This is a genomic window from Agrobacterium tumefaciens str. B6, from assembly GCF_001541315.1.
GTDB lineage: Bacteria > Pseudomonadota > Alphaproteobacteria > Rhizobiales > Rhizobiaceae > Agrobacterium > Agrobacterium radiobacter.
Genome location: NZ_LMVK01000034.1, coordinates 25282 through 50938, shown reverse-complemented (window position 1 = coordinate 50938; position 25657 = coordinate 25282). Strand labels below are relative to the sequence as shown.

The 25657-nt window shown below is 59.9% G+C and carries 24 protein-coding genes and 1 pseudogene; 17 read left to right on the top strand and 8 right to left on the bottom strand.

Annotated features, from left to right (window positions below):
• Window positions 1–44: 44 nt before the first annotated feature.
• Window positions 45–1349, bottom strand: coding sequence for an MFS transporter (locus tag ASB65_RS19370; RefSeq protein WP_060725094.1), 1305 nt, complete (start codon window positions 1347–1349; stop codon window positions 45–47).
• Between the two features lie 544 nt (window positions 1350–1893).
• Between ASB65_RS19370 and ASB65_RS19365 the strand changes: the two genes are divergently transcribed.
• The 9 genes and pseudogenes from ASB65_RS19365 (at window position 1894) to ASB65_RS19325 (ending at window position 14186) form a co-directional block, all read left to right on the top strand.
• Window positions 1894–2820 carry a D-alanine--D-alanine ligase gene (locus ASB65_RS19365; RefSeq protein ID WP_004430761.1) on the top strand — a complete coding sequence of 309 codons (927 nt, stop codon included), beginning with the start codon at window positions 1894–1896 and terminating at the stop codon, window positions 2818–2820.
• Window positions 2808–3740, top strand: a complete 933-nt coding sequence (locus tag ASB65_RS19360) for a cell division protein FtsQ/DivIB (protein ID WP_004430763.1) — start codon at window positions 2808–2810, stop codon at window positions 3738–3740. Before ASB65_RS19365 ends, ASB65_RS19360 begins: the two co-directional genes overlap by 13 nt.
• A complete protein-coding gene (gene ftsA / locus ASB65_RS19355; protein WP_004442783.1) occupies window positions 3737–5068 on the top strand; it encodes a cell division protein FtsA in 1332 nt (443 codons plus the stop codon). Before ASB65_RS19360 ends, ftsA begins: the two co-directional genes overlap by 4 nt.
• 91 nt (window positions 5069–5159) lie before the next feature.
• Entirely contained in the window at window positions 5160–6917 is a 1758-nt protein-coding gene (gene ftsZ, locus ASB65_RS19350; protein ID WP_060725093.1) for a cell division protein FtsZ, read from the top strand.
• Between the two features lie 271 nt (window positions 6918–7188).
• Complete coding sequence (lpxC, locus tag ASB65_RS19345) at window positions 7189–8148, top strand: UDP-3-O-acyl-N-acetylglucosamine deacetylase (RefSeq protein ID WP_004430769.1); 960 nt, start codon at window positions 7189–7191, stop codon at window positions 8146–8148.
• A 233-nt stretch (window positions 8149–8381) separates the two neighbouring features.
• Window positions 8382–9248, top strand: coding sequence for an outer membrane protein assembly factor BamD (locus ASB65_RS19340; RefSeq protein WP_060725092.1), 867 nt, complete (start codon window positions 8382–8384; stop codon window positions 9246–9248).
• A 16-nt stretch (window positions 9249–9264) separates the two neighbouring features.
• Entirely contained in the window at window positions 9265–10938 is a 1674-nt protein-coding gene (gene recN / locus ASB65_RS19335) for a DNA repair protein RecN (RefSeq protein WP_020809660.1), read from the top strand.
• A 116-nt stretch (window positions 10939–11054) separates the two neighbouring features.
• Window positions 11055–13228: pseudogene (ligA, locus tag ASB65_RS19330) on the top strand (NAD-dependent DNA ligase LigA).
• A 64-nt stretch (window positions 13229–13292) separates the two neighbouring features.
• Window positions 13293–14186: an aminoglycoside phosphotransferase family protein gene (locus ASB65_RS19325; protein ID WP_060725091.1), complete on the top strand. Its 894-nt coding sequence runs from the start codon at window positions 13293–13295 to the stop codon at window positions 14184–14186.
• Between the two features lie 6 nt (window positions 14187–14192).
• Here ASB65_RS19325 and ASB65_RS19320 read toward each other — a convergent pair whose 3' ends face one another.
• Both ASB65_RS19320 and ASB65_RS19315 read right to left on the bottom strand, forming a co-directional pair.
• Window positions 14193–14726: a GNAT family N-acetyltransferase gene (locus tag ASB65_RS19320; protein ID WP_060725090.1), complete on the bottom strand. Its 534-nt coding sequence runs from the start codon at window positions 14724–14726 to the stop codon at window positions 14193–14195.
• A 180-nt stretch (window positions 14727–14906) separates the two neighbouring features.
• Window positions 14907–15836, bottom strand: coding sequence for a DMT family transporter (locus tag ASB65_RS19315; RefSeq protein ID WP_060725254.1), 930 nt, complete (start codon window positions 15834–15836; stop codon window positions 14907–14909).
• 197 nt (window positions 15837–16033) lie between these two features.
• Between ASB65_RS19315 and gcvA the strand changes: the two genes are divergently transcribed.
• The 3 genes from gcvA to ASB65_RS19300 are packed head-to-tail and all read left to right on the top strand — an operon-like array spanning window position 16034 to window position 18126.
• On the top strand, window positions 16034–16936 hold the full coding sequence (gcvA, locus tag ASB65_RS19310) for a transcriptional regulator GcvA (protein WP_060725089.1): 903 nt from the start codon (window positions 16034–16036) through the stop codon (window positions 16934–16936).
• 43 nt (window positions 16937–16979) lie between these two features.
• Window positions 16980–17588: a 3'-5' exonuclease gene (locus ASB65_RS19305; protein WP_004430786.1), complete on the top strand. Its 609-nt coding sequence runs from the start codon at window positions 16980–16982 to the stop codon at window positions 17586–17588.
• 46 nt (window positions 17589–17634) lie between these two features.
• A complete protein-coding gene (locus ASB65_RS19300) occupies window positions 17635–18126 on the top strand; it encodes a CreA family protein (RefSeq protein ID WP_020809653.1) in 492 nt (163 codons plus the stop codon).
• A 36-nt stretch (window positions 18127–18162) separates the two neighbouring features.
• Here the strand turns inward: ASB65_RS19300 and ASB65_RS19295 are convergent, their stop codons facing one another.
• Window positions 18163–18630 carry a chemotaxis protein CheW gene (locus ASB65_RS19295; protein WP_004430791.1) on the bottom strand — a complete coding sequence of 156 codons (468 nt, stop codon included), beginning with the start codon at window positions 18628–18630 and terminating at the stop codon, window positions 18163–18165.
• Window positions 18631–18717: 87 nt separating this feature from the next.
• On the opposite strand from ASB65_RS19295, the gene ASB65_RS19290 reads away from it, so the two are divergent.
• The 3 genes from ASB65_RS19290 (at window position 18718) to ASB65_RS19280 (ending at window position 20722) form a co-directional block, all read left to right on the top strand.
• On the top strand, window positions 18718–19014 hold the full coding sequence (locus tag ASB65_RS19290) for a hypothetical protein (protein ID WP_223564867.1): 297 nt from the start codon (window positions 18718–18720) through the stop codon (window positions 19012–19014).
• Between the two features lie 140 nt (window positions 19015–19154).
• On the top strand, window positions 19155–19763 hold the full coding sequence (sco, locus tag ASB65_RS19285; RefSeq protein ID WP_004430794.1) for a cytochrome oxidase assembly protein Sco: 609 nt from the start codon (window positions 19155–19157) through the stop codon (window positions 19761–19763).
• A gap of 80 nt (window positions 19764–19843) precedes the next feature.
• Window positions 19844–20722 carry a 50S ribosomal protein L11 methyltransferase gene (locus ASB65_RS19280; RefSeq protein ID WP_004430796.1) on the top strand — a complete coding sequence of 293 codons (879 nt, stop codon included), beginning with the start codon at window positions 19844–19846 and terminating at the stop codon, window positions 20720–20722.
• A gap of 149 nt (window positions 20723–20871) precedes the next feature.
• On the opposite strand, the gene ASB65_RS28765 is transcribed toward ASB65_RS19280, so the two are convergent.
• Window positions 20872–21045, bottom strand: a complete 174-nt coding sequence (locus ASB65_RS28765; RefSeq protein ID WP_003522343.1) for a hypothetical protein — start codon at window positions 21043–21045, stop codon at window positions 20872–20874.
• Between the two features lie 293 nt (window positions 21046–21338).
• On the opposite strand from ASB65_RS28765, the gene ASB65_RS19270 reads away from it, so the two are divergent.
• Window positions 21339–23180, top strand: a complete 1842-nt coding sequence (locus ASB65_RS19270) for an aminopeptidase P family protein (RefSeq protein WP_060725088.1) — start codon at window positions 21339–21341, stop codon at window positions 23178–23180.
• On the opposite strand, the gene ASB65_RS19265 is transcribed toward ASB65_RS19270, so the two are convergent.
• On the bottom strand, window positions 23177–23491 hold the full coding sequence (locus ASB65_RS19265) for an AzlD family protein (RefSeq protein ID WP_060725087.1): 315 nt from the start codon (window positions 23489–23491) through the stop codon (window positions 23177–23179). The two genes, ASB65_RS19270 and ASB65_RS19265, sit on opposite strands and share 4 nt — an antisense overlap.
• Entirely contained in the window at window positions 23488–24207 is a 720-nt protein-coding gene (locus ASB65_RS19260) for an AzlC family ABC transporter permease (protein ID WP_060725086.1), read from the bottom strand. Before ASB65_RS19260 ends, ASB65_RS19265 begins: the two co-directional genes overlap by 4 nt.
• A gap of 179 nt (window positions 24208–24386) precedes the next feature.
• Between ASB65_RS19260 and ASB65_RS19255 the strand changes: the two genes are divergently transcribed.
• Window positions 24387–24623: a DUF2164 domain-containing protein gene (locus ASB65_RS19255; protein ID WP_060725085.1), complete on the top strand. Its 237-nt coding sequence runs from the start codon at window positions 24387–24389 to the stop codon at window positions 24621–24623.
• A gap of 151 nt (window positions 24624–24774) precedes the next feature.
• Here the strand turns inward: ASB65_RS19255 and pncA are convergent, their stop codons facing one another.
• Entirely contained in the window at window positions 24775–25401 is a 627-nt protein-coding gene (gene pncA / locus ASB65_RS19250; RefSeq protein WP_004430808.1) for a bifunctional nicotinamidase/pyrazinamidase, read from the bottom strand.
• Between the last annotated feature and the right edge of the window lie 256 nt (window positions 25402–25657).

The following is a 25657-nucleotide window of genomic DNA, read 5'->3' as shown; positions in this document are numbered from 1 at the left end:
GCGAAACCCGGTTTCGCGGCTTTTCCTGTTGGGCTGCGCTTGGCTCAGACTTCGTCCTTGCGGGAAAGCAGAATGCAGGCCAGCGTGATGAGGGCGGAGACGCACAGGTAGTAGCCGACATAACCCATGCCGTAATTCACCTGCAGCCATGTGGCGATGTAAGGCGCCAGCGATGCGCCGAAGATGCCGGCCATGTTGAAGGTGATCGACGAGCCGGTGTAGCGCACCCGGGTCGGGAAGGGGGCTGCGAGCGCCGTTCCGATCAGGCCGTAGGTCATGCCCATCAGCATCATGGCCAGAGCCGCGAAGACGAAGATGGAGCCTTCGCTACCGGTCATCAGGCCGGGCAGCAGGAAGGAGAACAGGCCGATCAGCACCGTCGTAATGATCAGAATTTCACGACGGCCGAATTTTTCGGCGAGCTTGCCGGCGATCGGGATGAAGATGCCGAAAACGATGGAGCCGAGAATCTGCACTTCCAGCGCGTCAAGGAACGGGATTTTCAGGACCTTGACGTTATAGGACAGCAGATAGGCGGTGCCGATGTAGAAGAGCACAAAGGTGGCCAGCGCCACGAAGGTGCCGAGCACGAGGCTGCGCTTGTGGTTGCGGAACAGTTCCGCGACCGGAACGGCCACACGTTCTTCCTTTTCGATCGCTTTCTGGAAGTCGGGTGTCTCGGTGATCGACAGGCGAACCCACATGCCGACCGCGATCAGAATGATCGAAGCGACGAAGGGAATGCGCCAGCCCCAGCTGAGCAGCGCTTCCTGCGACATGAAGTGCAGCAGGATCCAGAACACGCCGGAGGAGAGGAACAGGCCGACAGGGGCGCCGAGCTGCGGGAACATGCCGTACCAGCTGCGCTTGCCGGGAGGCGCGTTTTCCGTGGCGAGCAGGACGGCGCCGCCCCATTCGCCGCCAAGGCCAAAGCCCTGGCCGAAGCGGCACAGCGCCAGCAACAGCGGTGCAAGGACGCCGGCGGTCTCATAGGAGGGCAGGAGGCCGATCACGACGGTCGATACACCCATGGTCAGTAGCGCGGCGACAAGTGTCGTCTTGCGGCCGACGCGGTCACCATAGTGACCGAAGACCACAGCACCCAGCGGACGGGCAAAAAAGGCGATGGAGAAGGTGGCGAAGGACGCCAGAAGCGCCGTCATCGGGTCATTGTTCGGAAAGAACAAGGCGGGGAACACGAGCACTGCGGCCGTGGCGTAAACGTAAAAATCGAAAAACTCGATGGTCGTGCCGACCAGGCTGGCAGTGAGAACTCGTGCAGGCGAATTTGTCTTTACAGCGTTCGAATTGTCAGCGGTCGGCGATACCGGAGATATCGCGTCGGTCATGGTATTGTTTCCATTTTGGATGATTGCAATGTCATGCCTTGGGAGGCGATGTCTGCGTTAACGCAATTTTTGTTCCTATGGAATGCTAAAAAAGAAATAATGCAAATAATGTGATTGATGAATGCGACAGGCTCGGCTGCGTGCTGCCGGATGCGCTTCGGCGATTGAGAGACTGATTCAGGCTGCGGTTTTAAAACGCTGAAACGCCAGATAATTTTCCCTGGGGAATAATCCCGTCCGTTAACGTTTCGATCTTGCCTTTATCGCGGAGCAGCAGTTGCGCTCGTGCGATTTTATTTCCGATCATTGAAAACCTGCATGTTGCAATCCATGCAACTCTCTGATTCCAAGGAGGGAATCCGGATCGGTGCTGATTCTTTAACGGAACTCGGCACGTTGGGCGCGGTGGTTAACGAAAGTAAACGATTCATTAACCTTAATGGCGTTTAACTGATCTCAAGGGTCATGTGCCAGAATCACCGTTCTTCAAATTCGGTCGGTTCGGAGCGTGGTTCGTAACGGAGAGTTGGTGTCAGAGGTATCGATGGGCGGCAAGCACGTAGCTGTTCTTTTGGGTGGGTTTTCGTCGGAGCGGCCAGTCAGCCTGTCGTCGGGCAATGCCTGCGCGCTCGCGCTTGAGGGCGAGGGCTACAAGGTCACCCGGGTCGATGTGGGGCGCGATGTCGCGGCCGTGCTCGATGAGCTGCGCCCGGATGTCGCCTTTAATGCGCTGCACGGTCCCTTCGGTGAAGACGGCACCATTCAGGGTATTCTCGAATATCTGGCCATTCCCTATACACATTCCGGCGTGCTGGCTTCCGCACTCGCCATGGACAAGGCGCAGGCGAAGAAAGTCGCTGCGGCTGCCGGGGTGCCGGTTGCTGCCGAGCGCGTCATGAACCGCTTCGATTTCACCAGCGAACATCCGCTTGCTCCACCCTATGTGGTGAAGCCGGTGCGTGAAGGTTCGAGCTTCGGCGTTGTCATCGTCAAGGAAGACCAGTCGCATCCGCCGCAAATCCTCACTTCGTCGGAATGGCGTTATGGCGATCAGGTGATGGTCGAGCGCTACATCCATGGCCGCGAATTGACCTGCGGCGTGCTCGACGGCGAGGCGCTTGGCGTCACCGAAGTGGTGCCGCTCGGTCACAATTTCTATGATTTTGACGCTAAATACGCTGCTGGTGGCTCGAAACATGTCATTCCGGCAGAAATTTCACCGAAAATTTACCAAAAAATTCAAACACTGGCGGTTATGGCGCATCGGGCGATCGGGTGCCGTGGCGTAAGCCGTTCAGACTTTCGTTACGACGACCGCTTCTCAGAAGATGGCGAAGTTATCTGGCTTGAAGTGAATACGCAGCCGGGCATGACGCCGACCTCCCTGGTGCCGGAAATGGCGGCCCATGCTGGCCGCTCCTTTGGTAACCTTGTCAGCTGGATGGTGGAGGACGCTTCGTGTTTGCGGTGACCGGCAAAAAGTCGACGGCAAAAAAGCGCGAGCAATTCGCAGCGACGGCAAATGCCGACGACCGCATGGTGCTGCCGCGCCCGCTGCGTCGTGTTGTGCGCTTCTGCGTCAGCCTTGCGACCGGACGCATCCACATTCCCGCCCATACCGGCACGATTTCGGCCGTCGCCTTCTACGCGGTGACTGGCCTTTATGGCATGTCGCTCGGCGGCCACACAAATATCGTTACGCAGGCGACGACCTCTGCTGCGGGTTTCGCCGTTGAGGACGTGAAGGTCTCCGGCAATCTGCAGACCTCCGAAATCGATGTCTTCCAGCTTCTCGGCCTTGATGGCAGCACCTCGCTGATTGCACTCGACATCGATGCGGCGCGCCGCAAGCTCGTGCAGCTTCCCTGGGTGGAAGACGTGGATATCCGCAAGGTCTACCCGAAGACGATCGAGGTTCGCCTGAAAGAACGCCAGGCCTTCGGCATCTGGCAGCATGGCTCGGAACTGTCGCTGATCGAAAAGAGCGGCAGCGTCATCGCGCCGCTGCGTGACAATAAATTCGCTTCCCTGCCGCTGTTCGTTGGACGCGACGCGGAAACGGGCGCTGCCGGTTTCGTCGAGCAGCTGGCCGACTGGCCGGAAATCCGCAACCGCGTTCGCGCCTATGTACGCATTGCCGGCCGCCGCTGGGATCTGCACCTCGACAACGGCATCGTCGTCAAGCTGCCGGAAGAAAACCTGCCGCAGGCGCTGCAATTGCTGGCGCGGCTTGATCTCGAAGAAAAGGTCCTGTCGCGAGATGTCGCCGCAGTCGATCTCAGACTGGCGGATCGCACCACGATCCAGCTGACCGAAGGTGCGACGGAGCGCCGTCAGGCTGCTGTCGACGCGCGCACCAAGGCTCTCAAGAAAGCGGAGAAGAACACATGAGCTTTTTCGGTTCTTCCCATTTCGGCCTGCCTCGTCTGAAGCCGCTTTCTTCCAAGCGCAGCCACATCGTTTCGGTGCTGGACATCGGTTCGACCAAGGTCGTGTGCATGATCGGCCGGCTGACGCCGCGTCAAGAGAGTGAAATCTTGCCTGGCCGTACCCACAAGGTGGAAATCATCGGCATTGGCCACCAACGTTCGCGCGGCGTGAAATCCGGCGTCATCGCCGATCTCGACGCGCTCGAAGGTGTGATCCGTCTTTCGGTCGATGCGGCCGAGCGTATGGCGGGACTTACCGTCGACAGCCTGATCGTCAATGTTTCGGCTGGAAGACTGGCAAGCGATATCTATACCGCGAGCATTGATCTCGGCGGTCAGGAAGTGGAAGCAAGCGACCTGCGCAAGGTTCTGGTGGCGGCAAGCCAGCAGTCCATGCGTCAGGACCGGGCGATCCTGCATTCTCTGCCGACGGGCTATTCGCTGGATGGCGAGCGCGGCATTCGTGATCCGCTTTCGATGTATGGCGATCTCCTCGGCGTTGACATGCATGTCGTGACTGTCGAACGCACGGCGCTGAAGAACCTCGAGCTTTGCGTCAACCGCGCGCATCTTTCCGTCGAAGGCATGGTGGCGACGCCCTATGCCAGCGGTCTTGCCGCTCTGGTGGACGATGAAGTCGAGCTTGGCTGCGCGGCCATCGACATGGGTGGCGGCACCACGACGATCTCGGTTTTCGCCGAAGGCCGTCTCATTCACACCGACGCGATCGGCCTTGGCGGCCATCACGTTACGACAGATCTTGCACGAGGCCTCTCGACACGAATCGAAGATGCGGAGAGACTGAAGGTGGTGCATGGTTCGGCTTTGCTGAATGGCGCGGATGAGCGCGACATGATTTCGATCCCGCCGATTGGCGAAGATGATCGCGATCAACCATCGCAAGTTTCAAGAGCACTTGTAACCCGCATCGTGCGGGCGCGTATCGAAGAGACGCTGGAATTGATCCGTGATCGTATCCAGAAGTCCGGCTTCAGTCCCATCGTCGGCAAGCGCGTTGTCCTGACCGGCGGCGCAAGCCAGCTGACGGGGCTGCCGGAAACGGCACGGCGCATTCTCGCCCGCAACGTTCGCATCGGCCGCCCCATGGGGGTTGCCGGTCTTCCGGTGGCGGCGAAGGGACCGGCATTTTCAACCGCCTGCGGACTGATGATCTACCCGCAGGTGGCGGACATCGAAATTCATGCGGCGCAAGGCGGAATGTTCTCGCCGTTTGGGAACGGTAGCGGCCGGATAGCCCGGGTGGGGCAATGGCTGAAAGAGAGTTTTTGAGTGGCCTCGTGGCGCAAGCCGGAGGTTTCAGAGTTGAGTTTCAAGAATCGGCCAGCGGGGCGATGCGGCCAGAGAAAGAAGGAATGTTAAAATGACGATACAGCTGCAGAAGCCTGATATCACAGAGCTGAAGCCACGCATCACCGTCTTCGGTGTCGGTGGCGGTGGTGGTAACGCTGTCAACAACATGATCACGGCCGGCCTCCAGGGCGTCGACTTCGTCGTCGCCAACACGGATGCTCAGGCGTTGACCATGACGAAGGCAGACAGGGTCATTCAGCTCGGCGTCAACGTCACCGAAGGCCTCGGCGCCGGCTCCCAGCCGGAAGTCGGCCGCGCGGCTGCTGAAGAGTGCATCGACGAGATCATCGATCACCTGAACGGTACCCACATGTGCTTCGTCACCGCCGGCATGGGCGGCGGCACCGGCACGGGTGCTGCCCCGGTCGTCGCACAGGCTGCGCGCAACAAGGGCATCCTGACGGTCGGCGTCGTCACCAAGCCTTTCCACTTCGAAGGCGGCCGCCGCATGCGTCTTGCCGAACAGGGCATCGAGGAACTGCAGAAGTCCGTCGATACGCTGATCGTCATTCCGAACCAGAACCTTTTCCGTATTGCCAATGACAAGACGACCTTTGCGGACGCCTTCGCCATGGCCGACCAGGTTCTTTACTCCGGCGTTGCCTGCATTACCGATCTGATGGTGAAGGAAGGTCTTATCAACCTCGACTTCGCCGACGTCCGTTCGGTCATGCGCGAAATGGGCCGCGCAATGATGGGCACCGGCGAAGCTTCCGGTCCGGGCCGCGCAATGCAGGCTGCGGAAGCGGCGATCGCTAACCCGCTGCTCGACGAAACCTCGATGAAGGGCGCGCAGGGCCTCCTGATCTCCATCACCGGTGGTCGCGACCTCACCCTCTTCGAAGTCGACGAAGCGGCGACCCGTATCCGCGAAGAAGTCGATCCGGATGCCAACATCATCCTCGGCGCAACCTTCGACGAAGCGCTTGAAGGCCTCATCCGCGTCTCCGTCGTCGCAACCGGCATTGACCGCGTTGCTGGCGTTGGCGAACAGAACATTGCCGAGATGCGCGCCGCAGCTGCTGTTGCCAAGCCGCTTATCCGTCCTTCCGCGGCCGTTGCTCCCGCACCGGCCGCAGTACAGCCTGCAGCAGTCTCGCAGGCACAGAAGGCCGTAGACCCGGTCGCCCAGACCATCCGTTCGGCGGAAGCCGAAATGGAACGTGAACTCGGTTTCGCCGCACACCAGCAGCCCGCCCAGGATTTCCGTCCGCAGAGCAAGCTGTTCGCATCTTCCCCGGCTGAAGCACCGGCTGCCCTCCGTCCGGCCCAGCCGGTTCAGCAGGCCGCTCCGGCACCGGTTGCGCAGGCGCCGGTCTATCACGCTCCGGAACAGGTTGCCGCTCAGGCTCCGCGGATGCAGCAGCCGCAGGCTCCTGTCTACCAGGAACCCGCGCCGGTTGCCCGTCAGCCTGAGCCGGTTCGCATGCCGAAGGTCGAAGACTTCCCGCCGGTCGTGAAGGCCGAGCTGGACCACCGCACCCATGCCGCTCCTGCCGCACAGGAAGAGCGTGGCCCGATGGGTCTTCTGAAGCGCATCACCAACTCGCTTGGTCGCCGTGAAGAGGAAGAAGTTCCTTCCGACATGATGGATGCGCCGAGCATGGCTCCGCAGCAGCGCCGCGCACCGCTTTCGCCGGAAGCAAGCCTCTCCGCACCGCGTCGTGGCCAGCTTGACGACCACGGCCGTGCAACGCCTGCCTCGTCCAGCCATCACGACGATGACCAGCTGGAAATCCCGGCCTTCCTGCGCCGCCAGTCGAACTAAAGGCGATTCCATAAGCCTCTTGAAACGCCCGGATCACACGATCCGGGCGTTTTGTTTATTTTACGTTGTTAATACTAAATTAATTCGCGTTTTCAATGGTTTACGCATGTAACAATCCGAAACGAACAGTGATTTGTCGTGGCACCTACATGTGCGTATGTATGAGGCTGGGTGAAGGAACAGATTGACTTTTCCGGTCGTTAAAAACCGGCTTGAAAAACTTGAACGGCGCTGGCTGAAGCAGCGCGGTTTGCAAAAAAGGCATAGACGCATGACTATCGGACTGCTCGGATTTCAGACAACTATCGCACATGCTGTTCAGCTTAAAGGCATTGGCGTGCATTCCGGCAATCCGGTCTCGATGACCTTCCAGCCTGCAGAAGCCGGAACGGGCGTCGTCTTTCACCGCCTTCACGATAATGGCAGTGTTACAGAGCTTAAGGCGGTTTCGGCCAATGTCGGCAATACCGATCTGTGCACCGTGCTCGGCCGTTCGCTCTCCCAGTCGGTAGCGACGATCGAGCACGTCATGGCTGCCATCTACGCCATGGGCCTCGACAACCTCGTCGTTGAGGTTGACGGTCCGGAAGCGCCGATCATGGATGGCAGCTCCGCACCTTTCATCGAGGCGATCGAATCTGTTGGCATCAAGAACCTGGGCGTGAAGCGCCGTTACATCCGCGTCACCAAGCCGGTGCGCATCGATTCGGGTGCCTCCTGGGCGGAGTTCCGTCCCTATGACGGCACGCGTTTTGAAGTCGACATCGATTTCGACACGCCGCTGATCGGCAAGCAGTCCTGGAAGGGCGACCTGACGGCGGATACGTTCAAGAATGAACTGTCGCGCGCCCGCACCTTCGGCTTCATGCGTGACGTGGAGCGTCTGTGGGCCGCCGGTTATGCGCTCGGTTCCTCGCTTGAGAACTCGGTCGTCATCTCCGACGACAACAGCGTCATCAACATGGAAGGCCTGCGTTACGCCAAGGACGAATTCGTCCGTCACAAGACGCTGGACGCCGTGGGCGACCTGGCGCTTGCCGGCGCGCAGTTCATCGGCTGTTACCGCTCTTATCGCGGCGGCCACAAGGTCAATGCGAATGCGCTGAAGGCCCTGCTGAGCGACCGCACCGCTTACGAGATCGTCGAGGCTCCGGCTGCCCGCAACCAGATGGTGCGCGCCCGCGAATTCGTTGCGGTCAACATGCCGGAATTCGCACCCTGGTCTGCTTGAGTTCCTTCGCAGGCTATCAATTGACAGAAAAAGCCGCTCCCCTTGGGGCGGCTTTTTCGTGATGCGAACAAGAAGTTGCGTTATATCGTCTGATATTCATGCGATTGCATGGGTCGATGCCATAAAAATGCGTTAATGCGTCATCATTGCGTTGCCCTGCGGATGCTTTTATGGCTAGAACGCCAGTGCAAAGCCGATGCTTATGTATTTGCGCGGGAAGTGGGAACTGTCGAATGAAGCATGTAGGGTCTGGTGCAATGAAGGGTACGATGCGGGGGATCGCCGTTTCGTTGATGTTGGTCGGCGCGAGTGTCGTCGTCACGGCCTGCCAGTCCGATCCGGATATCGACATTACCAAGCTCGGCGTCGAGACCGATCCGCCTGACGTTCTGTACAAGCAGGGGCTTGCCAACATGAATGCCGGCAACATGACGGAGGCCTCGCGCAAGTTCGAGGCGATCGACAAGCAATATCCCTTTACCGAATGGGGCCAGAAGGCGCTTGTCATGCAGACCTTCATTGCCACGCGCACCAACAAGAACGATGTGGCCATCACGAACGGCAGCCGCTTCCTGCGGCAATATCCGCGCTCGAAGGACGCCGCTTATGTTCAGTACATGATCGGCCTTGCCTATTCGAAGCAGATTTCCGACGTGACGCAGGATCAGCGCGCAGCACAGCGCACCGTCGAGGCGATGAACAAGGTCGTCAATGACTATCCCGATTCGGAATATGTCGCTGACGCGCAGGCCAAGATCCGTTTCGCCCGCGACCAGCTCGCCGGCCGTGAAATGCAGGTCGGTCGTTATTACCTTGAGCGCAAGGAATATCTCGCCGCCGTTTCGCGTTTCCGCATCGTCGTCGAGCAGTACCAGAACACCAACCAGATCGAGGAAGCGCTGGCGCGTCTGACCGAAGCCTATTACGCTATGGGCCTGGTGGACGAAGCGCAGACGGCGGCCGCCGTTCTCGGCAACAACTATCCTGATAGCCAATGGTATGCGGATTCCTACAAGCTGCTGAAGGGTCAGGGGCTGGAGCCGCGTGAAAACAAGGGGTCCTGGATTTCGCGCGCCGGCAAGAAGCTTATCGGCGCCTGAGACCGGGGCATAGGCCATGCTGGTCCAGCTCTCGATTCGCGATATCGTTCTGATCGAAAGGCTTGACCTCGGTTTCGAGGCAGGCCTTTCCGTGTTGACGGGCGAGACGGGTGCAGGCAAATCCATTCTTCTCGATAGTCTCTCGCTGGCGCTTGGCGGCCGTGGCGATGGCGGCCTTGTGCGCCACGGTGAAGAGAAGGGGCAGGTTACGGCCACTTTCGAGGTCCCGAACAATCACCCGACACGGCTTCTCCTGCGCGAAAACGGTCTCGATGACGATGGCGACCTGATTTTCCGCCGGGTGCAATCCTCCGACGGGCGCACCAAGGCCTATATCAACGATCAGGCCATCAGCGTGCAGATGATGCGCCAGCTCGGTCAATTCCTGGTCGAAATCCACGGCCAGCATGATGATCGCGCGCTTGTCGACACCGATGCACACCGGACGCTGCTGGATGCCTTTGCCGGGCTGAGCGATGAGGCTCGCGCTGTTCAGGGCCTCTACCGCACCTGGAAAGATGCTGACCGGGCTCTGAAGACGCACCGCGCCAAGGTGGAGGCGGCGGCGCGCGAGGCGGATTACCTGCGCTCTTCCGTTGAGGAACTGGAAACGCTCTCGCCGCGTGACGGTGAAGAGGAAGAACTGGCCGAGCGCCGGGCGGTGATGCAGAAATCCGAACGCATCGCCGGCGATATTGCCGAGGCCAGCGAATTCCTGAACGGCAATGCCTCTCCCGTGCCTGTCATTGCATCCATGATGCGCCGGCTCGAGCGCAAGAGCCACGAGGCTCCCGGCCTGCTTGAAGACACCGTGCAATTGCTGGATGCAGCACTGGACAGCCTTTCCAATGCGCAGATGGAAGTGGAAGCGGCGCTGCGCCGCACCGAATTCGATCCGCGCGAGCTGGAGCGGGTGGAAGAGCGCCTTTTTGCGCTGCGCGCCGCCGGCCGCAAATATAATGTCGCCGTGCCTGACCTTCCGGCTCTTGCCGAAAAAATGGTGGCCGATCTCGCCGATCTCGATGCCGGTGAAGAAAAACTCGGCAAGCTCGAGGCCAATCTCGGCGTCGTAAAGGCCGATTTTGACCGTGCCGCCCAATCGCTTTCCGACAAACGCCGCAATGCGGCGGAAGCGCTTTCCAACGCTGTCATGGCCGAGCTTCCGGCGCTGAAGCTCGAGCGGGCGCGGTTTACCGTCGAGGTGACCTCCGATCCCGAGCAGGCGACGGCTGACGGTATCGATACGGTGGAGTTTCACGTCCAGACCAATCCGGGCACGCGCCCCGGTCCGATCATGAAGGTGGCCTCGGGCGGCGAACTGTCCCGTTTCCTGCTGGCGTTGAAAGTGGCGCTCGCCGATCGCGGATCGGCGCCGACGCTGGTGTTCGACGAAATCGATACGGGCGTTGGCGGCGCTGTGGCGGATGCCATCGGCCAGCGGCTGCGCCGCCTGTCGAAAACCGTGCAGGTCCTGTCCGTCACCCATGCGCCGCAGGTGGCCGCACGGGCTGCCACTCATCTCCTCATTTCCAAAGGCCCATCCGGCGACGGCAGCGAGCGCATCGCCACGCGCGTGGCCACCATGGAGCCGAAACACCGCACCGAAGAGATCGCCCGCATGCTCGCCGGCGCATCGGTAACGGACGAGGCGAGGGCTGCGGCCGCTCGTCTGCTTGCCGCCAAGGACTGATCGTTCGCGACAATGCCGTTGGAGCGCCTTTCGGCGTTGTGAGTCCAGCGGCAAAACTGTTTTTAATGTCTGTTATTTCGGCTAAAAGCGTTCGGTAATTCCGAAAAGAGGCCGTCATGTCGAAAGACCAGAAATCCGTCAAAAACCTCACCGAGCTTGAAGCCTCTTCCGAGCTCGCATTTCTGGCGGCCGAGCTTGCTCGCCATGACGCCCTTTATCACGGCAAGGACGCGCCGGAGATTTCGGACGCCGATTATGATGCGCTGAAGCGGCGCAACGATGCCATCGAGACGGCTTTTCCAGCGCTGGTGCGGGCCGATAGCCCATCGAAGAAAGTCGGCTTTGCGCCGCTTCCAACCTTTGCGCCCATCGTGCATGCGCGGCCGATGCTGTCGCTCGACAATACGTTTTCGGAAGAGGATCTGCGCGATTTCGTCAGTTCCGTCTATCGCTTCCTCGGGCATCTGTCTGATGACTCCATCGCCTTTACCGCCGAGCCGAAGATCGACGGGCTTTCCATGTCGATCCGCTACGAGAACCGCAGGCTGAAGACCGCGGCGACGCGTGGTGACGGCACGACGGGCGAAAACGTCACCGCCAATATCAGGACCATCAAGGAAATCCCGAACGAGCTGCCTTCGGACGCGCCCGATGTGGTGGAGGTTCGTGGTGAGGTCTATATGGCCAAGAGCGACTTCATGGCGCTCAACGCCCAGATGGAGGCCGAAGGCAAGCAGACCTATGTGAACCCGCGCAACACGGCATCCGGTTCGCTGCGCCAGCTCGACGCCAATGTGACAGCGAAACGCAAGCTCAGGTTCTTTGCCTATGCGCTTGGCGAGGTCTCGAATGGCGGCCAGCCGGCGCGGATTGCCGACACGCAATATGGCATCGTCGAGAAGTTCCGGGACTGGGGTTTTCCGGTCAATCCGCTGATGAAGCGATTCACTTCGGCCGAGCAATTGCTTGAACATTATAATGAAATCGGCGTCGCCCGGCCCGATCTCGACTACGATATCGACGGTGTGGTCTATAAGGTCGACCGGCTCGACCTTCAGGAGAGACTGGGCTTCCGCTCGCGCAGCCCGCGCTGGGCGACCGCGCACAAGTTTCCGGCCGAACAGGCCTTTACCACGGTTGAGAATATTGAAATCCAGGTGGGACGCACCGGGGCGCTGACGCCGGTTGCCAGACTTACCCCGATCACCGTCGGCGGTGTCGTCGTCACCAATGCGACACTGCATAATGCCGATTATATCGAAGGTATCGGCAATAGCGGCGAGCGCATCCGCCCGGAGGATCACGATATCCGCATTGGCGACACGGTCATTGTGCAACGCGCCGGCGATGTCATTCCGCAGGTTCTGGATGTACTGTTGGAGAAGCGCCCCGCCGAGGCGGCGAAATATGCCTTCCCGGAGAAATGTCCGGTCTGCGGCAGCCATGCGGTGCGGGAGCGCAATGAAAAGACCGGCAAGCTCGACTCGGTCACACGTTGCACCGGCGGTTTTGTGGCCGGGCGGAGGCGGGGGAGCACCTGAAACATTTCGTCTCGCGCAATGCCTTCGATATCGAAGGGCTCGGCACCAAGCAGATAGACTTCTTCTTCGAAAGCGACGATCCGGCGCTCTCGATCAAGACCGCGCCTGATATTTTCACGCTGAAGGCGCGGCAGGAAGGCTCTCACCTCACCAAGCTCGAGAATATCGACGGCTTCGGTAAGGTCAGCGTCAGGAAGCTGTTCGAGGCCATCGCCGCCCGCCGCGAGATCGATCTGCACCGGCTGATCTTCGCGCTCGGTATTCGTCATGTGGGCGAGACCACGGCGAAGCTTCTGGCGCGATCCTATGGCACTTACGAACATTTCGAAGAGAGCATGAAGGCGGCGGCCGATCCGGCGAGCGATGCCTGGGCCGAACTCAACAGCATCGACGGCATTGGCGAGGTGGTGGCCCGCGCGATCATCGAGTTCTACAAGGAACCACGCAATCTGGATGTCATCGACCGGCTGATACGGGAGCTTCGCCCGAAGGAGGCCGAGAAGCCCTCGACGGAAGGCAGCCCGGTGGCAGGCAAGACGGTCGTGTTTACGGGCTCGCTGGAAAAGTTCACCCGCGATGAGGCGAAGGCCCGGGCCGAAAGCCTCGGCGCCAAGGTGGCCGGTTCCGTCTCGAAAAAGACCGATATTCTGGTGGCAGGGCCGGGGGCCGGTTCCAAGCTTGCCAAGGCGGCTGAACTGGGCGTGCAGACCATGGACGAGGACGAGTGGCTGGCGCTGATCGGCGGCTGATGCGCCGTCATGGCGATGTTGTCCTTTGCCGCTAAAGCTTTGCGCCTGAGACGGAGAGCACAGTATGGATGACCGTATTGTCGTCACCCCACAGCAGGTCCGGGCGCTGGTCACCAGCCAGTTTCCGCAATGGGCTGATCTCGATGTCCGGCCGGTCGAACTGAGCGGCTGGGATAATCGCAGTTTTCGTCTCGGTGACGATATGCTGATCCGCATGCCGAGTGCCGCCCGTTATGTTGCACAGGTGGAAAAGGAGCACCGGTGGCTGCCGGCGCTTGCGCCGCTCCTGCCTTTTCCGATCCCTGCACCATTGGTGCTGGGAAAGCCGGGAGAGGACTATCCGTTCTGCTGGTCCGTCTACCGCTGGCTTGAAGGCGAACCTCTGGCACGGCATCTGGGGCGCGTCGATCTTTCGACTGTCGCCATTGATGTCGCCGCGTTTTTGAAAACATTGCACGGCGTGGATGCTTCGGATGGCCCACGCGCGGGCGCGCATAACTTTCATCGCGGCGGGTCCCTCTCGGTCTATGACGGGGAGGCGCGGGCCTCGGCAGCACGCCTTGCCGATGAGGTGGATCATGCGCTGGCCATGGAGATCTGGCAGCTGGCGCTTTCCAGCCGCTGGCAGGGGCAGGGTGTCTGGGTGCATGGCGACATTGCCGAGGGCAATCTGCTGGTGCAGAACGGCCGCCTTTCAGCCGTCATCGATTTTGGCAGTTCCGGCGTCGGCGATCCATCTTCCGATCTCATTCTCGCCTGGAATGTGCTCAATGCCGAAAGCCGTGCCGTTTTTCGTCAGGCGCTGGAGCTTGATGATGCCACATGGCAGCGCGGGCGCGGCTGGGCGCTGTGGAAGGCGTTGATCGTGCTGGATGCCGAGCGCGGGCGGAACGAAAGAATGGCCGAATGGTCGCGGCGGACCATTCGGGAAGTGTTTGCGGATCACCTTCTACGCTGAAAGCGCCTATCGAAGTCGTGCCATCACATGGGCATCGACGTATTTTCCATCACGATAGGCATCGTTGCGCAGGGTGCCCTCGCGCTCGAAACCGAATTTCTCGTAGAGCCGGATTGCCGGGAGATTGTCCGTGAAGACGTTGAGCTCGATGCGGCGGATATCGTGCCAGTTATCCGCTGTGTCGATCAGCGTGCCAAGAAGGTGCGACCCCACCCCTTTTCCCGCGAGATCGTCGTGAACGCTGATCGCCAGGTCGGCGATATGGGCCTGTCGTCCTGCCCTGCGAAACAACCCGCCATTGGCGACGATCTTTCCGCGCCATTCGCCTATGATCGAAATATCGTTCGGACCGCGGTTCTCCATTGCCTTTCTGGTCTTTTCCACAGACTGGAAAGGTTGCCGTAGCGTGCCGTGACGGACGCCCGGCAGGTTGAACAGTTCGGTCAGGGCTTCGGCATCATCCAGGCGCGGTGCGCGCAGGAGGATGTCGCGTAACTGGAACTGATCATCTTCATTATCGGCAAATTTCACGTTCTGCATGCCTGTCTCCTTGGGGCGTATGGGAGCAGGCTTGCGAACCCTGCTCTAATGGCAGGGTGGAAATGGATCGCTTAACGCGACGACATACCTTCCCCTGCCGGGTGGCCGGTGATGGTATGGCGACGGGTGGTGTTCTGTTTCGCGATCATGCGCGCAGAATGCTTTTGCCGTGTAGCTCTGTCAAGCCGGGGCGTTGCGCAGCAGGCTTCTGAGTTTTGCCGGCAACCTGCCGTCAATCGCTGCAAGACCGGCGGCGATCATTGCCATGCCGGCGAAGTGCTTCATTTCCAGTTGCTCGCCGAGCAGCAGCGAACCGAGCAGGATGGCGCTGACCGGGATGAGGAAAGTGACGAGGGCAAGGTTGGTGGCGCCGGCGCTGGCAAGAATACGGAAGAAGATGAGATAGGCGAGCGCCGTCGACAGCAGGGCGATGCCGATCAGCGCGCCCCAGGTGCCAAGGCTCGGCATGGCGAGTGTCCAAGGCTTATCGATGAGAAGGGCGGCCGGGATCAGCATCAGCGTTGAAGAGGAAATCTGGCCGGTGGCGGTCATCAGCGGCGGCACGCCCATGGCCTTGAAGCGGCGGCCGAAAATGCCGGCAAAGGCATAGGAGACGGCGGCGCCAAGAATGGCGATCTGGCCCCAGAGACCAGATGAGCCGGTAAAGGCGGCCGGGCCGATCATGGTAGCCACGCCGGCAAAGCCGATCAGCACGCCAGTGAGCTTGTTGCCGGTCATCTTCTCGTCGGCGGTCAGAAAGTGCGCGACGATGACGGTGAAGAGGGGCGTCGTGGCATTGAGGATCGAGGCAAGCCCGCTGGCAATATGGGTCTGGCCCCAGACAATCAGGCAGAAGGGAATGATGTTATTCAGCAGGCCCATGCCGAAAAATGCACGCCACACCGCCCCTTCGCGCGGCAGGCGAAGGCCCATGATGCGGCAGACGATTAGAAGCGCTGTGGCGGCAAGGGTGACCCGCAGCGTAACGATGGTGACCGGCGGCAATTCCTTGACCGCGACACCGATGAAAAAGAACGATCCGCCCCACAGGAGCGAAAGCGCGACAAGCATCGCCCATTCGCGGGCATCCATCTGTTTCTGTATCGCCATCATCATCTCCCAAAGCATGAGCACCGACATGATCGCAGACGGGACCGCCGCCATCCACCCGATATCGGTTGAGTTTAGCTCGAATCGAAGTTGGATGGCTTTCACTGCATTTCAGGTCTTGTTGCATCTATTTACTCCCTGTTTTATGGTGTTTTCAAACGATTGTTTCTCGTGCGATAATTGAGGTGAGCTAAATCATGGCAGCCGAACTTCCTTCTCTGAAAGGACTGCAGGCCTTCGAGGCCGCAGCGCGGTATCGCAGCGTCACGCTTGCCTCCAATGAGCTGAATGTCACGCCCGGCGCGGTTAGCCTGCAAATCCGGGAGCTGGAGGCGCGGCTTGGTGTGCAGCTTTTTTCCCGCAAACCGCGCAGCATCCAGCTGACGCGTGAAGGGGAACGTTATTACGGCGCGCTTCGCACTGCCTTCCGGATGATGCGCGAGGCGACGGCGGAACTGACGGCGCGATCTGAGATCACCGTTCTGACGCTCAGCTGCACCCCGACTTTCGCCGTGCAATGGCTGATGCCGCGATTGCCGGCCTTCCAGCAGCGACACCCGCATGTGGATGTCCGCATCAGCGTGACGAACCGATTGGTGGATTTTTCAAGGGACGACGTCGATCTGGCGGTGCGGCATGGTTTTGGCCGGTATGAAGGGCTTGAGAGTATCCGCTTTATCGATGACAGCACGCTGCCGGTCTGCTCGCCGCAGCTTCTTGAAAAATACGGGCCGCTTCAGGAGGCGGGTGATCTGAAGTCCGTTCCCCTGCTGCATGATGAAAACCGCAATGAATGGCGGCGCTGGCTGGAAGCGGCGGGCGCGCGTGATGTCGACGCCTCCGGTGGTACCGTCTTCATCGACAGCAATGGCGCGCTGGATGCGGCCAAGGCCGGGCACGGCATTGCGCTGACCCGGCGTTCGCTCGTTTCCCGCGAGCTTGCGGAAGGCGCATTGATCGCCCCCTTCGGCAAGGACATGGCCAGCACGCTTGCCTATTTCCTCGTTTATCCCAGGCGTATGCTCGATAATCCCGATCTGGTCACACTCATCGACTGGATGCTTTCGGAAGCGCGTTCAGCCGAGGCCGGTTCTCTTTGAGGTCAATCCGGTTTATGCCGGAATGAAACAACGGGAATCACTCTTGAAAACCATCGCCATCGATTTCGAGACCGCCAATGAGGAGCGGGGCAGCGCCTGCTCCGTCGGACTTGCGTGGATAGAGGGCGGCGAGATCGTTCGCGTCGAGGAGCGTCTCATCCGGCCGAAGGACATGCGATTTTCGCCCTTCAACATCGCCGTACACGGGATTCGGCCTGCCGATGTTGAGGACGCGCCGGAATTCCCTGAGGTGATGGAGGAGTTCATCGACGACTTCCACGGTGCGACGATGATCGCCCATAATGCCGCCTTCGATTTCAGCGTCATGCGGGCGTCGTTCGACAAGTACCGGCAGTCCTATCCGGATCTTTCTTATCTGTGCAGCGTCAAGATCGCCCGGCACGTCTGGCCGCAGCTGGAATCGCACAAGCTGAATGTCATTGCCCATCACCTCCAGCTGCGTTTCGTGCACCATAATGCCGCCGAAGATGCCGTTGTCTGCGCGGCAGCGTCGATTGCGGCGGCCAAGGCGCTGCGCGTCACCCATGTTCGCGACTTGCCGGAAAAGATCGGCATGGTCGCAGGCCGTCTCACCTCCACCGGTTACCAGCCCTGCAGCATGAAAAAACGCGCCGTCTCCCGGGTTGCGTAACCGTTCCGCGCACTTATGTTTGAAGCAGCGTAACGGAGAAGATGCGATGACGACGAAAACTCTGTCGGGTTTGTTTGCGGGCTTTCTGGCATTGCTTCCGGTCACTGCCGCGCATTCGCAGGTCGTGGGTGAGGTTGGCGTCGACTGGATCGGCAACGACATCGTCATCGAGGCGATTGCCGATCCGAAGATCAAGGGCGTGACCTGCCACGTCACCTATTTCGAGCGCGGCGTCATCGACCGGCTGAAGAACGGCAACTGGTTTGAAGACCCATCCAACAACGCCATTTCCTGCAGCCAGACGGGGCCGGTGGAGATCGGCGATATCGATCTCTCGAAGGGCGGGGAAGAAGTATTCCGGCAGGGCATGTCGCTGGTCTGGAAGAAGCTCGTCGTCAGCCGCGTCTATGATAAGGCCAATGACACGCTTATCTATCTGGTGCATGCACGGGAGCTGACTGACGGTTCGGCCAAGATGGCGATTTCCACGGTGCCGCTCTATAACCAGCAGGTCACATGGCAAAAGGGCAAGCCGTAAGGCTCGCCCCCCGCAATTGCGTTATAGATGCCTGGATCAGGCTGCTTCGCGCGCCAGCTCGTCGGCAATGACCGTGTCGAGGTTGAGGAAGCAGACCATGCTCTTTTCCAGCGCGACGATGCCGCGGCAGAAGCTGCGCTGCTCTTCCGGAATGATGTCGGGCGCGGGCTGCAGGTCTTCGGAGCGGATGGTCATCATGTCGGAGACCTGCTCCACCAGAAGGCCAACCAGCTTGCCGCCGATATCGGTGACGATGATGGCGGAGCGTTCGGAGGGTTCGGTCATTTTCATGCCAAGGCGGCCGGCCATGTCGATGACGGGAATGACCGCGCCGCGCAGGTTGATGAGGCCGAGAACATAGGGCGGGGTGTGCGGCATCGGGGTAACCGGCGCCCAGCCGCGGATTTCGCGGATCGCCATGATGTCGATGCAGAATTCCTGATCGCTCAGATGGAAGGAAACGATTTCGAGATATGCGCCGGATTGCTTGATGGCGTTGGACATGACGGCAGGTTTCCTCTGATGGCTCTCTAACAGGCCCGCGCAGGATTGAGCTTTATGCGGTGGCCGGAGAATGGACCGGGAGACATCATGTCGAGGCTTAAAAACCGCTATGGTCATAATGCACAGCAAGATTTTAAACTTTCCCTAACAATTGCCCCGCGCCTGCCGGCAAAACCCAGTATTTTGGCGGTTTTCGCGCCCACGCAAACAGGTTATGATAGGCATATGAACGCGCTCGTTTCCCATCCGCTGAAGTTTATTCTGGCAAGTCTTGCCGCTGTGGCCTCGCTTGCCATCGTGCTTCTTGCCTTTGACGGCTGGGTGCGGCACGGCACGGATATTTTCCTGTCTACGGTGCAGAGCGGCATCGCCTGGTGCCTCTGACGTTTTTCCGGCTGCGGATTTGTGACAAATCAGCGCGGTCGGCTCAAATACGCCCAGTTGATTTGCCGTCGCCACCGCCTTTCGTTATCTGTCTGCCAAGGCCTGCGACATGCTGCCGGCTTTCGGGGTAGGATTGGAAAATGAGAAATATTCGCATCGTATTGTGGGCCGTCGTGCTCGTTCTCGCCGGTGTCGTCAGCTGGTTGACGATCGAAATGACGAAAACCCGGGAGCAGATGGTGGAGACGGCCTATGGCGTGCCGTTCGAACTGACGGCGCAAACCGGCCAGCCGATTACCGAAAAAGCCTTTCAGGGCAAGCCTACTGCGCTGTTCTTTGGTTTCACCCATTGCCCGGAGGTCTGCCCCACAACCCTGTTCGAGCTGAACGGCTGGATGGAGAAGGTGGACCCGGCCGGCGACAAGCTTCAGGCCTATTTCGTCTCCGTCGATCCCGAGCGCGATACGCCTGAGATCATGCAGCAATATGTCTCCAACGTCTCGAAGCGGATCACCGGCATCACCGGCCCGGCCGACAAGATTGCCGAGACGCTGAAGGGCTACCGCATCTATGCCAAGAAGGTGCCGGTGGACGAGAAGGATCCGAATGGCGATTACACCATGGATCACACGGCGTCCGTCATTCTGCTCGATGCCAATGGCCGCTTTGCGGGGACGATTGCCTATGGGGAAAATCCCGATGTCGCCGAGCAGAAACTTCAGAATCTTCTGAAGGGTACGAAGGTTTAATTACGCGCGGCTTATTGGACTGACTGCGGTTTTGTGGCAAAGGCAGACACAGAACTATTAGCCAGAGAAAGCAGCCCGCCGTGAGCGAAATCCGACTTTACGTCACCACGACCGAAATCCAGGCGGGTGAAATCCTCGATCTCATGTCGGACTATTTCGGCGAGGAGGATGTCGCGATTGCCACCACCGAGGTGGATGAAAAGCGCGATATCTGGGAAGCCTCGGTCTATCTGATGGCTGAACAGGAAGAAGAGTTCCGCGAGCGGGTCAGCGCGCTGCTTGCTCCTGCCTTTCCCGGTCTCGTCATCGAGAAGGAGACCGTTCCTGACGTTGACTGGATCGCCAAGTCGCTCGAGGGGCTGAAGCCGGTCAGGGCAGGGCGCTTCATCGTGTATGGCGCCCATGATCGCGATAAGGTGCAGGCGAACGATCTGGCAATCGAAATCGAGGCGGGGCAGGCTTTCGGCACGGGCCATCATGGCACGACGGCAGGTTGCCTTGAGATGATCGAGGAAGTTCTGCGGGCGAGGACGGTGCGCAATGCGCTGGATCTCGGCACCGGCAGCGGCGTTCTGGCGATTGCTGTACGCAAGATGCGTCCTATTCCCGTGCTTGCAACCGACATCGATCCCATCGCGGTGAAGGTGGCGAAGGAGAATGTGCGGCTGAACGGTATCGTCTCCGGGCTTGCGCTGGAGACCGCGCCGGGTTTCCACTCGGACGCTTTCCGCAAGCATGGCCCGTTCGATCTCATCATTGCCAATATTCTGGCGCGGCCGCTTATCAAGATGGCACCGCAGCTCGTCACGCATCTGGCGCCCGGCGGCACCGTCATCCTGTCGGGCATTCTGGCGTCACAGCGCTGGAAAGTGCTTTCCGCCTATAATGGCGCGCGGCTTTCCCATGTCCGCACGATCTGGCGTAATGGCTGGGTGACGCTGCACCTGCGCAAGGACTGAAGCTTCCCCAGCATCCCTTTCGGGGTAAAAGAAAAGGCGGCGCTTTCGCGCCGCCTGGAAACCCGCGAGCAGATGGGAGGAGTTTGCTCAAGCGGGTCGACGTATTCCTGTTCGGCGCGGCGGAGGGAGAATCTCCGCACCGGACACTATCAGAATACGTAGCTGGACTTTGCCTTGCGACGCAGATCGGCGCGGTTCATGCCGAGCGCTTCCAGCGACTTGTCGTCGAGGTTCAGAAGGGCGGCGTTGACGTGGCGGCTGACCTGACGCTCGCGTGCTTCAACGACGCGATCGAAGGCGGTGCGGAGGAAAGATTTTGCCATTGCTTCAAATCCTTGTTTGCCATGAGAGTGTCTCTCTCGCTGTGTTGCCCTGAAGATAAGCGATGTGTTTTTGTTTGGTTAGAGGGGATATCTCAGGGTAGATATGCGTTTTTCGCATGACATATTGCCTTGAGTATTACTTATTTCGCGAAACATGCACAATTTATCGTCGCAATCCCATCTGTCATATATGGCTTGAAACCGGCTTTGTCCGCATGGCATTGTCGTTGCGCGCCAATGATTTGATGGCGCGACCGTCCAGTTTTTCTCATGACAGTTCCCGAAAGACGCTCATGTTCCAGACCTTCGAAAACAAATCCGCGCCCCAATTCGGCAAGGCCCGTGTCGAGGCGCTGCGCGCCGGTTTCGACGCCCTCGGCATCGACGGTTTTCTGGTGCCGCGCGCCGATGAATATCAGGGAGAATATGTGCCTGAGTGCGCCGAGCGCCTCTCATGGCTGACCGGCTTTACCGGTTCCGCCGGCATTGCGCTGGTGACGCGCACGGAGGCGGTGGTTTTTGTCGATGGCCGTTATACGACGCAGCTGAAGTCGCAGGTCGATCAATCGGTCTTCAGCGGCGGCGATCTGGTTGGCGCGCCGCCCTCCGTCTGGCTTGCCGAACATGCCCCACAGGGTTTCCGGCTCGGCATCGATCCGTGGCTGCACACCGGCGCGGAGTTGAAGCGGCTGGAAAAGGTGCTTGCCGGTAAGGGCGGCTCGGTCGTTCTCCTGGAAAAGAACCCGCTTGATGCCCTGTGGCAGGACCGTCCATCCGAGCCGCTGGAGCCCGTCGTTATCCAGCCCGAGGCCTTTACCGGCAAGCTGGCGAAAGAAAAGATCGCCTCGCTGGCGGAAACGGTCTCGGCAAAGGGCGCAGATGCCCTGCTGGTTACCGATCCGTCGTCCATTGCCTGGATTTTCAACGTTCGCGGCAACGACGTGCCGCATACGCCGCATCCGCTCGCGCGCGCCATCATCTATGCGGATGGCAGGGCGGATATTTTTCTCGACAAGCGCAAGACCGGCATTGAGACCGAGGCCTATCTGGCGCAGCTCGCGACACAATTACCGCCTTCGAAAATCGCCGACCGCCTGCACGCCATTGCTAGCGCCAAGGGCCGGGTTATGGTCGATGCCGATCTGACGCCGGTGGCGCTGACCGGCGCGATTGCCGCGGCGGGCGGCACCCTAATCGAGGAGGCTGATCCTGTCCGCTTGCCGCGCGCGCGCAAGAACAGGGCGGAACTGGCCGGCTCGGCAGCCGCTCATGTGCAGGATGGGGCGGCCATGGTCGAATATCTCTGCTGGCTGGACCGCCAGCAGCCCGGCAGCGTCACCGAAATTGCCGCCGTCAGGGCGCTCGAGGCCGCTCGGGTCAAGGTGGGGCAGGGGCTGCAAAACCCGCTCAAGGACGTATCTTTCGACACGATTTCAGGTGCCGGCGAACATGCCGCCATCATCCATTACCGCGTCACGACAGATACGGACCGCACACTTGCGGATGGGGAGATGTTCCTCGTCGATTCCGGTGCGCAATATGTCAACGGCACCACTGACATCACCCGCACGATTGCGATCGGCGCCGTTCCGGAAGAGCAGAAGCGTTTCTTCACACTGGTGCTGAAAGGCATGATCGGCATCAGTACCGCACGGTTTCCCAAGGGAACGCGCGGTTGCGATCTCGATCCGCTGGCGCGCATCGCGCTCTGGAAGGCGGGAGCGGATTACGCCCATGGCACCGGCCACGGCGTCGGCTCCTATCTTTCGGTGCATGAGGGGCCGCAGCGTATCTCAAGGCTTTCGACGCAGGAACTGCTGTCCGGCATGATCCTGTCGAACGAGCCGGGCTATTACCGGCCCGGCGCTTTTGGCATCCGCATCGAGAACCTCATCTATGTGCGCGAGGCGGAAGAGGTCTCCGGCGGCGACCAGCCGATGTTCTCCTTCGAGACGCTGACATGGTGCCCTATCGACCGCAGGCTGGTGGTCACCGCTCTCCTGACCGACGAAGAACTCGACTGGTTGAACGCCTATCACGCCGGGGTTCTGGAGAAGCTTTCTCCCTTGATCACCGACGAGGAGGTTAAGGCGTGGCTCGTTGCCGCAACGAAGCCATTGGAGCGGGTCGCTTAAAGCAGCCCGAAATGCCTGATGGCGATGACGATGGCCCAGCCGACGGCCAGCATCGTGAGGCCGGGAAACCGCAGGCAGACCAGCAGGGCGGCCACCATGCCGATCTTGACCTCGTATCCGCCTTCAAAAAAGGCGGGTGCGACGAGCGTGGTCAAAACCGCCACGGGAACGGCGTTCAGCCCCGCCTCCATGCGTGGCGGGATGGATTTCATCCGCGTCATCAGAACATAGCCGCCGATGCGGGTGAGGTAGGGGGCGATGGCGGCGAGCGCGATCAGGATCAGCGGATCGGCGTGCAGCATGTCGCTCATGGCGTTTCCACCCCGTTTTCAGAATTCGATGCGCCGTTCGGTTTCGGCGGATAAAGGACCGCAACGAGAATTCCGGCGACCGCGCCGAGGCTCACATGCCACGGGGAGCCGACGATGTGATAGGCAACCGTTGCGCCAACCGCGCTTGCCAGCATGACAGGGTAGAAATTCTCCCGCTGGCGGAAGCTCAGCACCATGCCCATGAAATAGATCGGCAGCAGCACATCGAGGCCAATTGCTTTCGGATCGCCGACCATATTGCCGAGCGATGCGCCGAGAATGGTCATGGCCAGCCACAGCACATAAACGGGCGCGGCAAAGCCCATGTACCAGGAAAAGCCGACCGTGCCGGTATTTTCATATTTCCTGACCGATTCGGCGAATTGCGGATCCACCAGCACGAAGAAACCAGCGGCTTTTTGCAGGAATGACCAGTTCGAGATCATCCGGGCAATGGCGGCCGAATAGAGGATATGGCGAAAATTGACGGCGAAGACGGAAAGAACGATCAGCCAGGGGGCAACCTTCTGGCCGAACAGTTCGATACCAACGAGCTGGCTTGCACCCGCATAGACGGTGCCGCTCATGATCGTGGCTTCGGTGACGCTCAGCCCGTTATCGACTGCGACGGCGCCGAACAGCGCACCGAAGGGGGCGGCGGAGAGGGCGATCGGGAAACCGCTCTTCAATCCCTCGCGAAAATCTGCATTGAACATGTCTGGAAACTCCTTGCCGCCGCTCTATCGCCGTCCCGTCCGGCTGGCAAACGAATTGCATGAATGGATCGATTGATTAACTTGAAGCTTCCGTTACGGTATCGCCCCATATGGCCGGTGCCGGGCCGGCTTCACCGCCGTCTTCTCGTGCACCTCAACAGTCAGACGATGGAAGATCGATGCTGGAAAAGCAGGAAAAGGCCGCGCTGGCCGCACGTATCAGGGATTATCTTGCCCGTGAGACCGAAACCGAGATCGGCCATCTGCAGGCGGAGATCTTCGTCGACTTTCTGGCAGAGGAGCTGGGGCATGTTTTTTATAATGAGGTGCTCAGGGATGCGCATGCCGCGATCCTGAGACGCCTTGAGGATGCAGCAGGCGATATCGACGTTCTGGAGAAACCGAAGCCGCGGTAACGGCACTCTCCTTCCTCATCCCTGTGCTCGTCACCGGGATCCAGCCAGCCCAAGTCCTTGGGCTGGAAAGACTCTCTCGCCGCACAGACGCGCGTCGGCTGGATTCCTGTGACGGGCACAGGGATGAGGAGAGTGGTAAGCCCAGTGTTCTTCAGTCCCGCAGAATGTCGCGGCTTTTGAGAACGATTGCGCCCTTTTCCCGCATGGTGGTAATCGCGGCCTTGATGCCCTGCGGATCGATGCCGCGGCTGGCATCCTCGATGAAACGCACCTGCACATCAGGCAGCATGTCGAGGGCATCGAGCACCGAAAAGCTGACGCAGTAATCGGTGGCGAGGCCGCAGACGTCAAGTTGCGTGATACCCTGGCGGTTCAGATAGTCGGCCAGTCCCGTCGTCGCGCCCTGATCATTGTCGCGAAAGGCGGAATAGCTGTCGACGGCGGGGTTTTCGCCCTTCTGCTGGATGTAATCGAAGGTTTCCGTCTTGAGATCAGGGTGGAATTCCGCATCCGGTGTACCCTGCACGCAATGGTCCGGCCACATCATCTGCGGTTTGCCGGAGAGTTCGCCCATGTCGAAAGGTTTCTTGCCGGGATGCTGCGAGGCGAAGCTGCCATGATTTTCCGGGTGCCAGTCCTGCGAGGCGACGATGAGATCGTAGCCGCCATTGTCGATCAGGGCATTGGCGATGGGCACGACCCTGTCGCCATCGGCAACGGCCAGATTGCCGCCCGGGCAAAACCCGTTCTGGATATCGATGAGCAGCAGCGCCTTCATGATGTGCCTCCCTTTTGAGGGCAGGATGCCAAGCCGGCTTTGGCGGATCAAGCCCCTTTCGATTTCTCCGGTAAGCATGGGTGTTTCCGGCAGGGACTTGCCCTGTCGCAGTCCTGCCGCATTTGCAGCAAATTTCCGGCCAAGTCGGAATTTACCTGACAATGCGGCGACGGAAATTTTTAGGCCGATGACGCTCCTTTAAGGGGTATTTCCCGGGACGATGCAGTGCGGATGCACGCAGTACCCGCGCAAGTCA

What these genes read in the sequence shown, in the direction of transcription:
- ASB65_RS19370 (WP_060725094.1), bottom strand. Translation starts at nt 1,349, where the DNA reads ATGACCGACGCGATATCTCCGGTATCGCCGACCGCTGACAATTCGAAC.
- ASB65_RS19365 (WP_004430761.1), top strand. Translation starts at nt 1,894, where the DNA reads ATGGGCGGCAAGCACGTAGCTGTTCTTTTGGGTGGGTTTTCGTCGGAG.
- ftsA (WP_004442783.1), top strand. Translation starts at nt 3,737, where the DNA reads ATGAGCTTTTTCGGTTCTTCCCATTTCGGCCTGCCTCGTCTGAAGCCG.
- ftsZ (WP_060725093.1), top strand. Translation starts at nt 5,160, where the DNA reads ATGACGATACAGCTGCAGAAGCCTGATATCACAGAGCTGAAGCCACGC.
- lpxC (WP_004430769.1), top strand. Translation starts at nt 7,189, where the DNA reads ATGACTATCGGACTGCTCGGATTTCAGACAACTATCGCACATGCTGTT.
- ASB65_RS19340 (WP_060725092.1), top strand. Translation starts at nt 8,382, where the DNA reads ATGAAGCATGTAGGGTCTGGTGCAATGAAGGGTACGATGCGGGGGATC.
- recN (WP_020809660.1), top strand. Translation starts at nt 9,265, where the DNA reads ATGCTGGTCCAGCTCTCGATTCGCGATATCGTTCTGATCGAAAGGCTT.
- ASB65_RS19325 (WP_060725091.1), top strand. Translation starts at nt 13,293, where the DNA reads ATGGATGACCGTATTGTCGTCACCCCACAGCAGGTCCGGGCGCTGGTC.
- ASB65_RS19320 (WP_060725090.1), bottom strand. Translation starts at nt 14,726, where the DNA reads ATGCAGAACGTGAAATTTGCCGATAATGAAGATGATCAGTTCCAGTTA.
- ASB65_RS19315 (WP_060725254.1), bottom strand. Translation starts at nt 15,836, where the DNA reads ATGGCGATACAGAAACAGATGGATGCCCGCGAATGGGCGATGCTTGTC.
- gcvA (WP_060725089.1), top strand. Translation starts at nt 16,034, where the DNA reads ATGGCAGCCGAACTTCCTTCTCTGAAAGGACTGCAGGCCTTCGAGGCC.
- ASB65_RS19300 (WP_020809653.1), top strand. Translation starts at nt 17,635, where the DNA reads ATGACGACGAAAACTCTGTCGGGTTTGTTTGCGGGCTTTCTGGCATTG.
- ASB65_RS19295 (WP_004430791.1), bottom strand. Translation starts at nt 18,630, where the DNA reads ATGTCCAACGCCATCAAGCAATCCGGCGCATATCTCGAAATCGTTTCC.
- ASB65_RS19290 (WP_223564867.1), top strand. Translation starts at nt 18,718, where the DNA reads ATGTCGAGGCTTAAAAACCGCTATGGTCATAATGCACAGCAAGATTTT.
- sco (WP_004430794.1), top strand. Translation starts at nt 19,155, where the DNA reads ATGAGAAATATTCGCATCGTATTGTGGGCCGTCGTGCTCGTTCTCGCC.
- ASB65_RS28765 (WP_003522343.1), bottom strand. Translation starts at nt 21,045, where the DNA reads ATGGCAAAATCTTTCCTCCGCACCGCCTTCGATCGCGTCGTTGAAGCA.
- ASB65_RS19270 (WP_060725088.1), top strand. Translation starts at nt 21,339, where the DNA reads ATGTTCCAGACCTTCGAAAACAAATCCGCGCCCCAATTCGGCAAGGCC.
- ASB65_RS19265 (WP_060725087.1), bottom strand. Translation starts at nt 23,491, where the DNA reads ATGAGCGACATGCTGCACGCCGATCCGCTGATCCTGATCGCGCTCGCC.
- ASB65_RS19260 (WP_060725086.1), bottom strand. Translation starts at nt 24,207, where the DNA reads ATGTTCAATGCAGATTTTCGCGAGGGATTGAAGAGCGGTTTCCCGATC.
- ASB65_RS19255 (WP_060725085.1), top strand. Translation starts at nt 24,387, where the DNA reads ATGCTGGAAAAGCAGGAAAAGGCCGCGCTGGCCGCACGTATCAGGGAT.
- pncA (WP_004430808.1), bottom strand. Translation starts at nt 25,401, where the DNA reads ATGAAGGCGCTGCTGCTCATCGATATCCAGAACGGGTTTTGCCCGGGC.